Annotated in this window: 13 protein-coding genes; 7 read left to right on the forward strand and 6 right to left on the reverse strand. The window is 70.6% G+C overall.

Features of this window, described 5'->3' with window-relative positions:
* Positions 1–6: 6 nt before the first annotated feature.
* From KME78_RS04140 to KME78_RS04150, 3 genes are all read right to left on the reverse strand, one after another.
* On the reverse strand, positions 7–3,246 hold the full coding sequence (locus KME78_RS04140; protein WP_219527397.1) for an MGH1-like glycoside hydrolase domain-containing protein: 3,240 nt from the start codon (positions 3,244–3,246) through the stop codon (positions 7–9).
* A gap of 209 nt (positions 3,247–3,455) precedes the next feature.
* Positions 3,456–4,463, reverse strand: coding sequence for a hydroxyacid dehydrogenase (locus KME78_RS04145; protein WP_219527398.1), 1,008 nt, complete (start codon positions 4,461–4,463; stop codon positions 3,456–3,458).
* An 84-nt stretch (positions 4,464–4,547) separates the two neighbouring features.
* Complete coding sequence (locus KME78_RS04150) at positions 4,548–6,491, reverse strand: DUF2264 domain-containing protein (RefSeq protein ID WP_219527399.1); 1,944 nt, start codon at positions 6,489–6,491, stop codon at positions 4,548–4,550.
* A gap of 84 nt (positions 6,492–6,575) precedes the next feature.
* Between KME78_RS04150 and KME78_RS04155 the strand changes: the two genes are divergently transcribed.
* A complete protein-coding gene (locus KME78_RS04155; protein WP_219527400.1) occupies positions 6,576–7,646 on the forward strand; it encodes a LacI family DNA-binding transcriptional regulator in 1,071 nt (356 codons plus the stop codon).
* A 64-nt stretch (positions 7,647–7,710) separates the two neighbouring features.
* On the opposite strand, the gene KME78_RS04160 is transcribed toward KME78_RS04155, so the two are convergent.
* Complete coding sequence (locus KME78_RS04160) at positions 7,711–8,058, reverse strand: hypothetical protein (RefSeq protein WP_219527401.1); 348 nt, start codon at positions 8,056–8,058, stop codon at positions 7,711–7,713.
* Positions 8,059–8,180: 122 nt separating this feature from the next.
* Here KME78_RS04160 and KME78_RS04165 point away from each other — a divergent pair, with 122 nt between their 5' ends.
* Entirely contained in the window at positions 8,181–8,834 is a 654-nt protein-coding gene (locus KME78_RS04165) for a response regulator transcription factor (protein ID WP_219527402.1), read from the forward strand.
* Positions 8,831–9,934 carry a sensor histidine kinase gene (locus KME78_RS04170; RefSeq protein WP_219527403.1) on the forward strand — a complete coding sequence of 368 codons (1,104 nt, stop codon included), beginning with the start codon at positions 8,831–8,833 and terminating at the stop codon, positions 9,932–9,934. Before KME78_RS04165 ends, KME78_RS04170 begins: the two co-directional genes overlap by 4 nt.
* On the opposite strand, the gene KME78_RS04175 is transcribed toward KME78_RS04170, so the two are convergent.
* Complete coding sequence (locus KME78_RS04175) at positions 9,924–10,403, reverse strand: RrF2 family transcriptional regulator (RefSeq protein WP_246650383.1); 480 nt, start codon at positions 10,401–10,403, stop codon at positions 9,924–9,926. The genes KME78_RS04170 and KME78_RS04175 overlap by 11 nt on opposite strands.
* An 82-nt stretch (positions 10,404–10,485) precedes the next feature.
* Here KME78_RS04175 and KME78_RS04180 point away from each other — a divergent pair, with 82 nt between their 5' ends.
* Positions 10,486–11,712 (forward strand): MFS transporter, encoded by a 1,227-nt coding sequence (locus KME78_RS04180; protein WP_219527404.1) that lies wholly within the window; start codon positions 10,486–10,488, stop codon positions 11,710–11,712.
* Between the two features lie 32 nt (positions 11,713–11,744).
* Here KME78_RS04180 and KME78_RS04185 read toward each other — a convergent pair whose 3' ends face one another.
* Positions 11,745–12,563: an IclR family transcriptional regulator gene (locus KME78_RS04185; RefSeq protein WP_219527405.1), complete on the reverse strand. Its 819-nt coding sequence runs from the start codon at positions 12,561–12,563 to the stop codon at positions 11,745–11,747.
* Positions 12,564–12,668: 105 nt separating this feature from the next.
* Here KME78_RS04185 and KME78_RS04190 point away from each other — a divergent pair, with 105 nt between their 5' ends.
* The 3 genes from KME78_RS04190 to KME78_RS04200 are packed head-to-tail and all read left to right on the forward strand — an operon-like array spanning position 12,669 to position 15,113.
* Entirely contained in the window at positions 12,669–13,322 is a 654-nt protein-coding gene (locus KME78_RS04190; RefSeq protein WP_219527406.1) for an ABC transporter permease, read from the forward strand.
* Positions 13,309–14,349, forward strand: coding sequence for an ABC transporter ATP-binding protein (locus KME78_RS04195; protein WP_219527407.1), 1,041 nt, complete (start codon positions 13,309–13,311; stop codon positions 14,347–14,349). The genes KME78_RS04190 and KME78_RS04195 overlap by 14 nt, the downstream gene beginning before the upstream one ends.
* Positions 14,346–15,113, forward strand: coding sequence for an ABC transporter permease (locus KME78_RS04200; protein ID WP_219527408.1), 768 nt, complete (start codon positions 14,346–14,348; stop codon positions 15,111–15,113). The genes KME78_RS04195 and KME78_RS04200 overlap by 4 nt, the downstream gene beginning before the upstream one ends.
* The last annotated feature ends 59 nt before the right edge of the window (positions 15,114–15,172 follow it).

Genomic DNA, 15,172 nt, shown 5'->3' on the forward strand with positions numbered 1-15,172 from the left:
CGGCTGTCACGGCCCGTACGCCTTGACCTCCAGGAGGCCGACGGAGTTGGTGCCGTTACCGGTCAGCAGCACCCGCAGACGGGTGGTGCTCGTCGCCGTGAAGTTGACGGTGTTGTACTGGTTCTTCGCCAGCCCGTACGCACTGGCGCCGGGCATGTCGACGTAGGCGGTGCCGTTCCAGTACTGGAGCTTCCACGATGCCGGCATGTCGATGCCCTCGTCGTCGTCGAAGAAGTACACCTCGGCCTTGTTCAGGGTCTGGGCCGAGGACCAGGTCAGGTCCACCCACTGCTGCCCGGTCTCCGGCCAGCAGCCCCAGCGCGGGTTCACGGTGTCGTTGGACGAGGGCGGGTCGATGCCGTCGTTGATGGCGGCGACGCTCTCCCAGGAGGAGGTGTTCGACGCCGACGGGGTCGCCGAGGCGGCCAGGTTGCCGCTCGGCGGCTGCTGGGTGCCACCGCGGTTGAAGATCTTGATCTCGGTGAGCCCGGTCTTGGCCCCCGAGGCGTTGGTGGCCAGCACCCGTACCCGCTGGGCGCTGATCGCCGGGAACTGCACCACGTTGTAGTTGGCCCGTGGCGCCGACGGGCTCTTGGCCTGGCTCGGCACGCTGACCCAGGCGCTGCCGTTGTAGTACTGGATGTCGTAGGAGGCGGGAGCCCGGTAGGTGGCGCTGGCCGGGCGGCTGTCCTTGAAGTAGAGCCGTACCTCGTTGAGCGTGCGGGCGGCCCCGAAGTTCACCTCGTACCAGTCCTGGGAGGCGCCGGTGCCGCCCCAGAACGGCTCGTTGATCGGGAAGCCGTCGACCGCGCCCGCGGCCGTGCTGCCCGAGGCGGTGGAGGAGGTCGAGACGCTCGACCCCTGAGCCAGGTTGGTCAGGTCGGCGGTCAGGTCGACCCCGGCCTTGGCCAGCAGGTCCACCATCCGGGCGCTGGACTGCGTCACCTGCGCGGGCGCCTGCAGCCCCGGCGAGGCCACGTGGTAGGTGACCGTGCCGCTCGTGGTGACATTGCCGGTGGCCGGGTCCCAGGTGAACGGCACCAGCGAGCCGACCGTGGCGACCCTGCTGCCGTTGATGAAGATGGAGTAGCCCTCGGGCACGCCCGGGTAGCGGACCACGCCGTCCGCCGGGTCGTCCCAGACGATGGTCAGGTCGGCGTTGCGGTAGCGCAGGTTGTTGACGGTGAAGTGGGTCCAGCCGATGTTGATCGGTGAGAGCTCCACCTTCGCGTCGTTACGCGGGCGCAGCCCCGCCACGTCCTCGATCACGGTCCAGTTGCTGCTGCCCAGGATGTTGTGGTGGATCCAGGAACGGTAGGTGATCGAGGAGCCGTTCCAGTCGGCCCAGAACTCGTTGGCGTCGGGGTACTGGGTGTTGCCGTTGATGTACTGGGCCCAGGCGTTCCAGTACAGGAGCTTCTTGTACCAGGTCGCGTCGATCCACGAGTTGGAGTAGTTCCGCAGCACCGAGGAGAGCAGGCGGAACTGCACGGTGGAGTTGATCGTGGAGAAGTTGTTGCTACCTGTGCCCGAGGCCGCCTTGTCGGCCTGGTTGGCGGTGTAGAAGGGGAAGATCGGATACTGCGCCGGATCGTCGAACAGGCGCAGGGCCTGCTTGTAGGTCGCGGTGTTGGGGATGGCGCCGACGGCGAACGGGTAGTAGTTGTTGATCTCCTTCCACGGCACCCACTCGTTGGTGGACTTCAGCCGGTGCTCGAACAGCTGCCGGTTGGGGTTCCACAGCACGTTGACGATGGCGTTCTGGATCTGCGTCGCCAGCGTGCGCATCTCGGTGGCCTTGGCGGTGTTGCCGACCGCCTCGTACGCCTGCGCCGCGGCCAGCGCGCCGCTGTACTGGTAGGCAGACTCGGCGCGGTCCATGTTGCCGGCCTTCCAGTGGAAGGAGACGGCGTCGGCGTCGTTGCCGGTCAGGGCGCCCCAGTCGTACTCGATGAGCTTGTTGTTGTCGTGGTCGTAGTAGGAGAGCTGGCCCTTGACGTCCCCCTCGGCGTAGCGCGCCAGGTTGGCGGCGATCGCCGGCTGGCCGCCGTGGATCTGGTAGCTCTTCCACGCCGCCTCGCCGATGTACTGGGTGTAGCTGTTGGACCAGTTCTCGGGATCGCCCGGGTTGTCGAGGAAGCGGCCGTTCTTCGAGACCTGACCGACGCTCAGCCAGTCGCCGTAGGAGTAGATCGGGTTGCGCAGGTATTTCAGGTCGTCGATGTGCATGGGCTGCGTGAGCACGATGGCGTTGTTGTAGCCCAGCACGCCCTCGGTCGAGGTGGGGAACTGGAACGTCTGCCCCGGGATGTCGGCGTCGAGGTTGTTGAAGCGCATCAGCCACCAGCGGTAGTAGATGTTCTTCTTGATGGCCGGCTCGGGCACGTCGATGTAGGGCACGTTCTGCGCCCACCACAGGTTGTAGGCCCGTACGTGGGTGGCGAAGGCGGTGGCGTTGGTGTAGCCCGCGTACGCGTCATACTCGGTCCGCGACTCGGGGATCTCGTTGGTGACGAAGCCCATGACCACCTTGGCGGTCACGGTCGCGCCCGCCGCGATCGTCACGGACCTGTTCAGGCCGCCGCTGGAGACGGTGAATCCGTCACCGGTCAGCCGGGGGTAGATCGTGGTGAGGTTGTTGTAGGCGTTGACCTGCCCGGTCAGCTCACTGCCCGACCCGGAGGTGGCGTACGGCGAGGTCGCCCGCAGCTGCAGCGTGGTCGAGCTGGAGCCGCCGTTGGTGATCGACAGGTTCGTCACGGCGACGTTGTTGTTCGTGATGAACTTCGTCTGGTTCACCGTGATGGAGCCGCTGGTGTGCACGCTCTTCCAGTAGCTGGGCGCCTGCCAGCGGGAGTTCACCTGCTCGGTGAAGGTGCCCGGCGTAATGGCCACGGTGTAGGCGTTGTTGTTGCTGATGCTCTCCCAGTACGCCACCTGGCCGGCGAAACCGAGCGTGCCCGGTGTGTGGGTCTTCATGAACAGGGCGCGGCCGCGTGACATGAGCCAGGTCCCGGCCGGGTCGTTGCCGGGGCGGGCGAGCAGCCGGTCCATCCAGAAGTCCGTGCCCGAGCTCTCCGCGTCGTAGATGGCCTGCATCATGTTGCCGGTCGTGTACGTACCGGGCGCCGCCGGGATCGACGGGCCGGCGAAGGTGGGGTAGCCGATGGTCTGGGCGGCCTGCGCGGGAGCGCCTAAGGCGAGTGACCCGGCGATGAGCAGCAGGGCCGTGATGATTCTTCTCATGCCTGATTGATCCGATCCGATCGAGCGCGTGGGGGGAATGATCGAACCTAGCGCTTGATTGTGGTAGCGCTAACAATCCTTTCTGCCGAATCACCTGAATAAAAGGTTTTCGGAAACGTAGACCGATCTTCCGGACCTGTCAATCAGTACGGCGGCCTATCGCAGGCCACTTCCGCGTGCTGCCGGGCGAAAAGGGTTTCGGTGAGCCGTCAGGCGAGGTAGTCGAGCTGCGCGGCTTCCACCCGGCCGCGCAGCGGGCGCCCGCCCAAGAAACGTTCAAGCTCGCCGACCGCGAACTCACCGAGCCGCCGCAACTCACGCCCCTGCGCGCCCGCCAGGTGCGGGGTGACGAACACGTTGGGCATCCGGAAGAGCGGATGCTCCAGCGGCAATGGCTCGGGGTCGGTCACGTCGAGCACGGCCGAGACGCGACCGGTCGCGCACACCCGGGTGAGCGCCTCGGTGTCGATCAGCGAGCCGCGGGCGGTATTGATCACGACCGCCTGGTCGGGCAGGAGGGCGAGGCGCCGTTCGTCCAGCAGGTGGTGGGTCTCGGCGAGGGCCGGGGCGTGCACGGTGACCAGGTCGCTGCGCCGGCACAGTTCGTCCACGTCCACCAGCTCGACCTCCAGCCGGGACGCCTCCTCCGGGGAGACGTGGGGGTCGGACAGCAGGATGTCCACCTCGAAGTCGCGCAGCCGCCGCAGCACATGACGGCCGACCCGGGAGGCGCCGATCACGCCGACGGTGCAGTGGTGCAGCCCGGTGCCCGCGCCCGGCTGCCAGGCGGACCGGTCGGCGCCGGCCGCGTAGTGGCCGGCCCGCCCGAAGACCCGTTTCGCGCCGAGGACGAGCATGGCGATGGTGTACTCGGCGACGGGCACGGCGTTCGCCTCCGCCGCGGACGACACGACGACCCCGCGCTCGAATACGACGGGATCGACGATGGCCTTGACGGTGCCGGCGGCGTGCACGAGGGCCCGCAGCCCCGGCGCCGCCTTCAGCACCTCGGCGTCGATCCGCGGGCAGTCCCAGCCGGTCAGCAGGATCTCCGCCGTGGCCAGCGCGCGGGCCGCCTCCGCGCCGTCGAACGAGGTGAAGGTCACCGCCGGGTCGACGTCCACCGACTGCCGCAACCGGGTGATGAGGTCGGCGGGGAAGACGTCGTGGAAGGCCCAGGGCGCGATCGCGAAGACCGCTACGGGTCGCCGTGCCATAGAAGGCTCCTCGGGTAGGTGAACGGTTCCGCGGCGGCCCCCGACCTCAGCGAAGGCCGCCCGCCACCGGCGACGATCCCCACGTCAGGGAAGGTCGCCGCCATTGACGACCCGCGCGCAGGTGGGAGTGCCGGTGAGGTGGATCGTCGCCGAGTCGCCGCCCGGCAGTTCCAGGGTGACCTGGTCGCCCTCGACCCGCGCCACGGGCGGCCGGAGCTCCTCGTCCGCGCCGGTGAGCAGGACGAGGCTGACATACACGGCGGTCCCGCCCGGGTGGGCGTCGGCGATCACGTACGGGGTGGCCGAGTGCCGCCCGAAGGCGTTGGCGCCCTCCGCCGTCGCCACCCCCGCGCCCGTGTAACCGTGCAGCCCGCGCACCACGCTGACCAGCCCGTCCGCCCGCCGCGCCGCCGCCCAGACGCCGCTCTCGCCGCTCCCGCGGCCGCCGCTCGCATCGCCGCTCCCGCCGGCGCTCACGTCGCCGCGCTGCCACATGAGCGGCGCCTCGCTCGCGAGGGCGTGGCCGCCGTCCCTGATCCGGTGTCCGGCGGGCGCGGTGACCTGGTGGATCCGTACCTCGGCCGGCCCGTCCACCACCGAGGCCGTCACCACGCAGACCGGCCCGGCCGGCAGGTCGTCGCGGTAGGCGGAGGCGGCGAACCGGTCCTGCGTCGTGAGGGGCTCGATACGCCGCCGGCGGGAGACGGCCCCATCCGGCGCGACGACGACGATCTCCCCGTCGAAACCGGGTGCCTCGCCCAGGTCCGGCCCGGTGTGGCTGGTGTAGGCGAGTTTGAGGTAGTGCGGATCCGGCAGCCCCGACGGGTCCTGGATCCGGTCCCGGTCGCTGCCGTGGTTGACCAGCCGGACCACGCCGTCCTCGCGGGTGGCGTGCAGCAGCCACCCCGGCGGGCGCAGCGCCACCGCCTGGTCCGCGAGGTCGATCGGCGCCGGGACCTCGGCGTCCGTCCAGACCGGATGCTCGGGCGGCAGCAGCAGCCCGAGGAACGCCTTGCTGGCCCAGTAGGGCGAGCCCGGCCCGGAGTAGCTCTGCGTGACCGGCAGGAACGTGTCGTACCAGCCGAGCGTCAGCAGCCCGCGCTCGTCCGGCACGCCGCGCTCGGCGAAGTGACGCAGCACGCCGCTGGCGATCCGCCGGGTCCGGCCGGGCGGCAGCGGCGAGGAGCCGGTCAGCGCGCCCAGCCAGAGCGGCGCGGCCGTGGCGAACCGGTAGGTCAGCGAGCGCCCCTGGTGCACGGGCCCGCCGTCGGCGGCGAACAGGTGCTGGTACTGGCCGAGGAAGAGCCGCAGCCGCTCACCGTAACGCGCCAGGCGGGCGGTGTCCCCGGCCATCCTGGCCCACAGCACCGGGTAGAGGTGCATGGCCCAGCCCGCGTAGTAGTCGAAGTTCTTGCCCGCGCCGTCGGAGTACCAGCCGTCTCCGACGTACCACTCCTCGATGCGCTCCAGCCCGCCGGTGATCTCGGCGGCCTCGTACGGCCCGCCCACCTCGGCCAGGAACTGCTCGACGACCACCCGGAACAGCACCCAGTTGTTGTCCGGGGTCCGCTTGCCGATGAAACCCGCCAGCCACGCCACCACCCGCTCCTGCTCGGCCGGGGACAGCCGGTCGTACAGCCAGGGCCGGGTCTCGTGCAGGGCCAGCGCGATCGAGGCCGCCTCCACCAGCGGCTGGGACATGTCGGTCAGGGGCGGCCAGGCGTACGGGTGCGCCGGGTCGGTGCCCGCCACCAGCCCCTGGGCGTACCGCTCCAGCAGGGCGGGCGGCACCTGACCAGCCGCCCCGGCGATCCGGAACGCGGCCAGCATGAACGTGCGGGCGTACCCCTCCAGCCCATCGCTCACCGGCCCCGAGATGCTCTGCCTGCCCGGCAGGCGGTATTGGGCGAAGTCGTCGGTGGCGTACGGCACCACGGACGCCAGCAGGTGATCCGCCACGGCCTCCCAGTGCGCCCGGGTCCAGCCGGTGTAGGCGGACAGCTCGGCATTGGCGGATGGGAGGCGCATAAAGCGGATACTACGCCATTTGAGCAGGGCTTTTCTGGCTAAAATGGCGTCGCGATAGTAACCGTTTTAACTTTGGGAGGCGGCATGGCCCGGCGGACGGCGTCCGATGACGGCGGGCCGCGACCGTCGACGATCCGTGACGTGGCGAAACACGCCGGCGTATCCGTCGCCACGGTGTCCAGGATCCTGTCCGGCACCTATCCCAGCGCGCCCGCCACGCGCGGCAAGGTCATGCGGGCGGTCCGCGAGCTCGACTACGTGGCCAACGCCCACGCCCGGGGGCTGGCCGGGGCGAGCAGCAGCAGCGTCGCCATCATCGTCAACTCGGTCATCTCCCCCCACTACGCCGCCGTCGCCCAGGGTGTGCAGACCCAGGCCGCCCTCGAAGGCCGGTTGTGCATCGTCGGCACCACCGGAGGCGATCCGGAACGGGAGCTGGCGACGATCCAGCTCATGCGCGAGGAGCACGCCGACGCGGTCATCCTGGTCGGCAACGTGGTGGCCGACGACGCCTACCGCGAGCGGATGGGCGAGTACGCCCGTGCCCTGGCCCTCGCGGGCTCGCAGCTCGTGCTGTGCGGGCGCCCCCCGCTGGGCGCCGACGTACCGGCCATCGTGGTCGAATACGACAACACCGGCGGCGCGTACGCCATCACCAGCCACCTGCTCTCGGCGGGCCACCAGCGCATCCTGTTCCTCGGGCGACGGGACGGCTACAGCACTCCGAAGAGCCGCATCGCCGGCTACCGGGCGGCGCTGGCCGCCTACCACGTGCCCGGCGATCCGGCGCTGGAGGTGGCGGGCACGATGGAGCGCCACGAGGGCTACCGCATGGTGCGCGAACGGCTCGACGCGGGACCGCGCGACTTCACCGCCATCTTCGCCGGCAACGACCTGATCGCCGCGGGTGCCCGCCAGGCGCTCAGGGAGCGGGGCCTGCGCATTCCGGACGACGTGTCCATGGTCGGCTTCGACGACCTGCCGCCCGCCGCCGACATCGACCTGACCACCGTGCACGTACCGCACGAGGAACTGGGGCGCACCGCCGTACGGCTGGCGCTCGAACGCGAGCGCGGCAGGACGGGCGCCGCTGAGCACGTCCTGCTGGGCACGCACATCGTCGTCCGCGACTCGGTCCGCCCGAACCTCCCCTGACCACTCAGCGGGCAGGGCTCACCGGCGCCACAGGGGCCTCGCGGATCGCCGGCGCCGCCAGCGCTCAGGACGCCACGCGGATCACCGGCGCCACAGGCGCTCCGGGCGCGCCGGGGGCGCCCGGCAACTGGGTGCCGGTGGGCAGCAGCGACTCGCACGCCTTCACCGCCGCCCCGTACTTGGCGGAGAGGGCGTCGACGCGTTCACCCTTGATCTCGAGGTTGACCAGCCCGTCCGAGGAGACCGCCACCTCGGGAAAGTCGGGCAGCCCCTTCGAACGCATGCAGTCGGTGAACGCCTTGGCGTCCCCGCGGGGGCCGTCCGGGGCGGACAGCATACTCGCGCCCCCACCCACTCCCGCGGCGACGACCGCTGCGGCGAGGACCACGTTCCTGATCGTTGAGCCGAGCATGATGGCTCCTCCGTTTCTGTCGCGTTTGTTCGGTAAGGCAAGCAAAGCCGAGGACCGGTTACGGGACGGGAACGGCGGCGGTTACCCCGCTGTAACCGGCGGCTGGGCATCCTGGGGAGATCATGAGGGTGCTGATGGTCGAAGACCACGAGGAACTGGCCCACACCGTGGCCGCGGGGCTGCGCCGTGAGGGCATGGCCGTCGATGTGGTGCTGGACGGCGACGCCGCGCTGGACCGTACCTCCACCAACCACTACGACGTGGTCATCCTCGACCGCGACCTGCCTGGCCTGCACGGCGACGACGTCTGCAGGTCGCTCGTGGGCGCGGGCTACCCGGCGCGGGTGCTGATGCTCACCGCCGCCGGGACGATCGATGACAAAGTGACCGGGCTGGGGGTCGGCGCCGACGACTACCTGCCCAAGCCGTTCGCCTTCGCCGAGCTGGTCGCCCGGCTCCGGGCGCTGGCCAGACGGTCGCGGCCAGCGCTGCCGCCGGTGCTCGTCCACGGCGACCTGCGCCTCGACTCGACCACGCGGATCGCCACCCGCGACGGGCGGCGGCTGTCGCTGAGCCCCAAGGAGTTCGCGGTGCTGGAGCTGCTGCTGGCCGCCCAGGGTGCCGTGGTCTCCGCCGAACAGCTCCTGGAGCAGGGCTGGGACGAGTTCGCCGACCCGTTCACGCAGACAGTGAAGGTGACGATCAGCCGGTTGCGCCGCAAACTGGGCGACCCACCGCTGATCGAGACGGTTCCGCAGGCCGGATACCGGATATGAGGCGGACGGCCCGGCTGCGCCTGACGCTCCTGTACAGCGGGCTGTTCCTGCTGGCCGCGGTGGTGCTGGTCACCCTCATCTACCTCCTGGTGGTGTACTCGCCCTTCCCAGGGCCGCCGACCGCTCCCACGGCACCCGGGGGGCTCGACCTGCCCGTACCTGAGCCCCAGGTGAAGGCGCAGCAGGCCGAGAGCCTGCGCCGGCTGCTGGTCAACTCCCTGGTCGCGCTGGCGGTCATGGCGTTCGCGTCGGTACTGCTGGGGCAGCTCATGGCCGGGCGCGTCCTACGGCCGCTGGGCGACATGACGGCCACCGTCCGGCGCATCACGGCCGACCGGCTCGACCGGCGGCTGGCCGCGTCCGGGCCGGACGACGAGCTCAAGGAGCTGGCCGACACCTTCGACGAGCTCCTGGATCGGCTGGAGGCCGCGTTCACCGCGCAGCGGCGGTTCGTCGCCAACGCCTCCCACGAGCTGCGCACCCCGCTGACGCTGCAGCAGGCCATGGTCGAGGTCGCGCTCGCCGACTCCACGACCGACGCCGGGTCGTTGCGGGCCGTACTGGAACGGCTGCTCGCCAACGGAAAGCACCAGGAACGGCTCATCGAGGCCCTCCTCACCCTGGCCCGCAGCCAGCAGGGCCTGAGCAACCGGCAACCCCTCGACCTGGCCGCGATCGCCAGGCAGGCCCTCGACCAGCGGGGCGACCAGGGCGTCCGCGTCGAGTCCGCGCTGCGCCCGGCACCCGCGTCCGGCGACCGTGCCCTGCTCGAACGCCTGGTCGCGAACCTGCTGGACAACGCCGCACGGCACAACGTGCCCGACGGCTGGATCAAGGTGACGACAGCCGTGGAGTCCGGGCGGCCTACTCTCAGGGTCGCCAACAGCGGCCCGGTGATCCCGCCCGAACGGGTCCCCACGCTCCTGCAGCCCTTCCAGCGGCTGGAGACCGGCAGGAGAGCCACCGGCGACGGCCTGGGGCTGGGCCTGTCGATCGTCGCCGCCATCGTCCAGGCCCACCACGGCACGCTGGAGGCCCGCGCCCTGCCTGGCGGCGGGCTGGAGGTGACCGTCGCTTTCATGGAGAACGTCACGCCGTAGCGGTCAGCCAGCGGCGGACATCGGCCATCGCCGTGCCCTCGCTGTCGGCATCGATGCCCGCCGCCAGGTCCGCGATCGTGATGCCCGCCAGCGCACCGGACCAGGCCTCCTGCGCCGAGGCCATCGCGCGGGCGATCGCGCACGGCCGGTCACACCGTTCGGCCGGTACGGCCAGCGGCCCCTGCTGCCGGATCTCCGTGCACCGGTAGGCGGGCTCGGTGCCGTCGATGGCCTGGACCACCTCCAGCACGGTGATCGCCGCGGCGGGCCTGGTGAGGAGATAGCCGCCGACCTGGCCGGCCGTCGACCGTACGATGCCCGCCCTGGAGAGCGCCTGGAGGTGCTTGGCCAGGTACGCCGGAGGGGTGCCGTGCAGCTCCGCGAGCCGCGCCGCCGGCACCGGGTCCCGGCTCTGGCTGAGCGTGACGCAGCCGTGCAGCGCCCACTCCACTCCGTTGGACATCTTCATGCGAGCACCCTACCCATTCCGGATAAGAAATGTCCGTGATAGAACTCGGATGGAAAATATCCGAGATCAACTAGGAGTCTCCATGACGCGTACCGCCCTGGGCGCGGCCGCCGTCGCGCTGTTCGTCGCCGCGGCGAACCTGCGGCCGGCGATCGCCGCCGTGTCCCCTCTGGTGGACCGCATCCGAACCGACCTCGACCTGTCCGCCACGGGAGTGGCGCTGCTGACGACCATCCCGACGCTGGCGATGGGGGTCTGCGCGCCTCTGGCCGCCGTGGTCGGCCGCAGGTTCGGGCTGCGGCGCGGGGTGCTGTTCGGGCTCGCCGTCATCGCCGTGGCGACGGCGGCCCGCGTCCTCGGCGGCTCCGCCTGGCTGCAGCTGATCTGCGCGGCGGCCGTCGGGGCCGGGATCGCGATCGCGCAGACGCTGCTGCCCGCCGTGGTCAAGACCCGCTTCGCCGACCGCGCCGGCCTGGTGACCGGCATCTACACGGCCGGCCTCGGCCTGGGCGGGGCGGTCGCGGCCGGGGTGACCGCCCCGCTCGCCGACGCCATCGACTCCTGGCCGGGCGCGCTGGCCTGCTGGTCGGTGCTCGCGGTGGCGGGCATGGCGACGTGGTCGGCCTCCGCCACCTCCCTGGGCCTCGACAGCACTGCGGGAACGGACCGAACCGGGGCGGTCCAAGCGGGCCCCGTCACCAAGGGGCTGCCCTGGCGGAGCGGTGTGGCGTGGCGCATCACCGCGCTGTCCGCCGCCAACTCCGCGCTGTACTACTGCGAACTGGCCTGGGTCGTCCCCCTGCTGCACGAGGACGGGCAGCATGGCGCCACCGGCGCGGGCGTGCTGCTGACCGTGATGATCTCCATCCAGGTCGTCGCCATGCTGGCCGTACCGGCGCTGCTGGGTGAGGGGCGGGACAGGCGCACCGGGCTGGCCCTGACGACGGTGTTGACGGCGATCGGGTTCGCGGGGCTGGCGGCGGCGCCGGCGACGGTCACCTGGTTGTGGATCGCCGCTCTGGGCGTCGGTCACGGGGGGCTGTTCACGCTCGTGCTCACGCTTCCCGTGGTGGTCAGCCGCGACGCCGCCGAGGCCGGACGGATCAGCGCGATGGCGTTCTTCGTCGGCTACGCCTGCGCCGCCCTGGCGCCGCTGCTGGTGGGAGCGCTACGCGACGCGACAGGAGACTTCCACCTGGCCTTCGGCCTGCTGAGCGGCCTGACCGCCGCGATGCTGCTGCCCATCGCGCGGCTGCACAAGGGCGGGGGCGAGCGTACGGCCCGGGTTTGTGAGGCGTCACAGACTTGACATGCGGGACGCGTTTCCGCAACGCGTCCGGTTCACCGCACCCGCAGCGGCATGGCCGACAGAACGCCTCGGCCGCCCGGTGGCAGCCCCAAGGCGACCGAGAGCTGGCGCGCCGTCTCCGCGGCGATGCCACCGACCTCGTGCAGGCGGGCCTCGTTCGGCGCGCGAGTGACCGACACGGAGACGGCGGCCGCGATCACCCCTCGGTGGTCGCGTACCGGCGCCGACACCCCGAACACACCGTCGTCCAGCTCGAACGCCGTCACCGCGTAGCCGAAGGAGCGTACGTGGGCGACGTCGGCCAGCCACTGCTTCTCGTCGTCGACCGCGGAGCCCAGGCCGGCGGGCAGGGCAGCCCGCAGGCTTTCGCGGATCTGCGCGTCGTCCCAGTCCGCCAGCAGCGACCGCCCGGCCGCCGCCATGATCACCGGGATCGAGATGCCCTCCCAGATCCGGTGGAAGGCCCGCGAGGAGGGCAGCGTCATCAGCGTGAGCGCCATGTCGCCGCGCTGCACGCACAGGTGCGTGTCCTCGTCGCAGACCGTGGCCAGCCGCCGCAGGAAGGGCACGGCCAGCTGGACCAGCCTCGACTGCTGCGTACGCGCCGCGAGCGCGAACAGCCGCCAGCCCAGGCGATAGCGCTTGGTCAGCGGGTCGCGCTCGACCATGCCCTCGGCCTCCAGACCGCGCAGCGCCCTCGACACCTGGCTCTTCTCCCGGCCCAGCCGCTGCGCGATCCAGTTGACGCCGAACCCGTCCACGTCGCGATCGTCCCCATTGCCCGCCAGCACTTCCAGGATGTCCATGTCCCGCCGGAGTCCGGCCGACGACAGCGGCGACTTCTCGCTCATTCCCACCCTCGCTCAGTTGCGCTGACCGCAACCCGTTTTGCGATGACTGCAATTGGTCACATACGTTTACACATTCCTACAAGCGTAAGTAAAGGCGGACACTCTATGAACTTCAGCGAGTACGTGGTCTCGCGCTGGGACACCCTCTCGCTGGCTGCCGCCGAACACGCCCTGGTCGTAGGCGTCGCCATCGGCATCTCCACCGCCGTCGGCGTCGGCATCGGACTCCTCACCCACGACCTTCCCAAGACCCGGGGTGCCTCGCTGGGCATCTCCGCCGCGATCCTGACGGTTCCCTCCCTGGCACTGCTCACCCTGCTCATCCCAGTCACCGGGCTGGGATGGGGGTCCACGCTGGTCGCGCTGACCGCGTACGCCTTCCTGCCGATCATCAGGAACACGGTCGCGGGGCTGCGCGGCGTCGACGCCGCCATGGTGGAGGCGGGGCGCGGGATGGGCATGAGCCGCCTCCGCGTCCTGCTGAAGGTGCGACTGCCGCTGGCCTGGCCGCTGATCCTCACCGGAGTGCGCGTCGCCACGCAGATGCTCATCGGCATCGCGGCCATCGCCGCCTACGTCGACGGGCCCGGCCTCGGCACGCAGATCTTCGAAGGGCTGTCCCGGCTGGGCTCGGTGAACGCGCTCAACGCGACGCTCGCCGGCACGCTCGGCATCGTGGTCATCGCGGTGCTGTTCGACCTGTTCTTTTTCGCCGTACGTCAACTGACCATCCCAAGGGGGCTTCGTGTTCGACCGTGACACCGGAGGCGCGCGTATTGAGCTGCGGGCACTGACCAAGCACTACCCAGGGCAGCCCGCGCCCGCGGTGGACAACGTCGATCTCGACATCCCCGCCGGTGAACTCGTGGTCTTCGTCGGCCCGTCGGGCTGCGGCAAGACGACCACGATGAAGATGATCAACCGCCTGGTCGAGCCCACGTCGGGCGAGATCCGCATCGGCGGCCAGGACGTGCTGAGCCTGCATCCCGACGAGCTGCGCAGGCACATCGGCTATGCCATCCAGCAGGTGGGGCTGTTCCCGCATCTGACCATCGGCCAGAACATCGGCCTGGTGCCGAAGCTGCTGGGCTGGTCCGCCGCCCGTACGGCCGACCGGGTCGAGGAACTGCTGACCCTGGTGAACCTGGAGCCGTCGGCCTTCCACGACCGCTACCCCAGCCAGCTCTCCGGCGGGCAGCAGCAGCGGGTGGGCGTGGCCAGGGCGCTGGCGGCCGACCCGCCCGTGATGCTGATGGACGAGCCCTTCGGCGCCACCGACCCCATCACCCGTGAACACCTGCAGAACGAGTTCGTCAAGCTCCAGAAGCAGCTGCGCAAGACGATCATCTTCGTCACGCACGACTTCGAGGAGGCCATCAAGCTCGGCGACCGCATCGCCGTACTCCGGGAGCGATCGCACATCGCGCAGTACGACACGCCCGCGAACATCCTGGCCAACCCCGCCGACGACTACGTCGCCGGCTTCATCGGGCAGGACGCCACGCTCAAGCGGCTCGCACTGCTACGCGTGGCGGACGTCCAGTGTGAGCGGCAGCCGATGAGCGCGGACATGCCGCGGATCACCGCGGACGCCAGCCTGCGCGAGGCCCTGGACGTCATGCTCGCCCACGGCACCGACCGCTGCGGCTCACCGTCCGGCGTGCTCACCTACGACGCGCTGTGCGAGGCGGTAGGAACCGAACCGGCATCGGGGACCGCCCCCGCGCGGAAGGAGCCGGTGGGAGCCGGGCCGGCCGCCGCCCTGAAGGAGGCGGTCCGCCGGTGACCACCGCGACACTCCGTGCCGGCCGGACCCGCCCGACCTGGCGCCTGTCAGGTCTGCGGCACGTCATCACCCCGGTCGTCCTGTGCGGCGTACTGATCGGCCTATACGTATGGGTCGGCGCGCAGAGCCTGGACTCGATCGAGAGCCGCAGCCTCACCCGGGAGTTCCTCCTGACCAAGGCCGTGGAGCACATCCAGATGACGCTCCTGGCCACCGCGCTCGTGGTGGTCGTCGCGATCCCCCTGGGCGTCGTCGCCTCCCGGGCCCGCAACCGGCTGATCGCCCCCGTCATCCTCACCATGGCCAACCTCGGCCAGGCGATCCCGGCCATCGGACTGCTCGTGCTCTGCACGTTCATGTTCGGGGTGGGCTTCCAGACCGCCCTGGTCGGCCTGGTCGCCTACGCGGTGCTGCCCGTGCTGCGCAACACGATGGTCGGCGTGCAGCAGGTCGATCCGGCGCTCATCGAGGCCGCGCGCGGCATGGGGATGACCAAGGGGCAGGTGCTGCGCCGGGTCGAGCTCAAGCTGGCCGTGCCGGCGATCCTCGCCGGCCTGCGGACCGCGCTCGTCCTGACCGTCGGCGTCGCCACGCTCGGCGCGTTCGTCGCCGCGGGCGGCTTCGGCGAGCTGATCATCAACGGGCTCAAGCTGAACCGCATGCCCGTGACCATCGTGGGCGCCGTGCTGACCGCGTGCATCGCCTTCTTCATCGACTGGCTGAGCGGGCTCGCCGAAGACCTGCTCAAGCCCCGCGGCATCTGACCCCACAGCCCCGCGGCAACCGACCCCCACGCAAGTCCAGCTTCAAGAGGTGTTTTTTT

Source organism: Nonomuraea guangzhouensis (assembly GCF_019396345.1).
Lineage (GTDB): Bacteria > Actinomycetota > Actinomycetes > Streptosporangiales > Streptosporangiaceae > Nonomuraea > Nonomuraea guangzhouensis.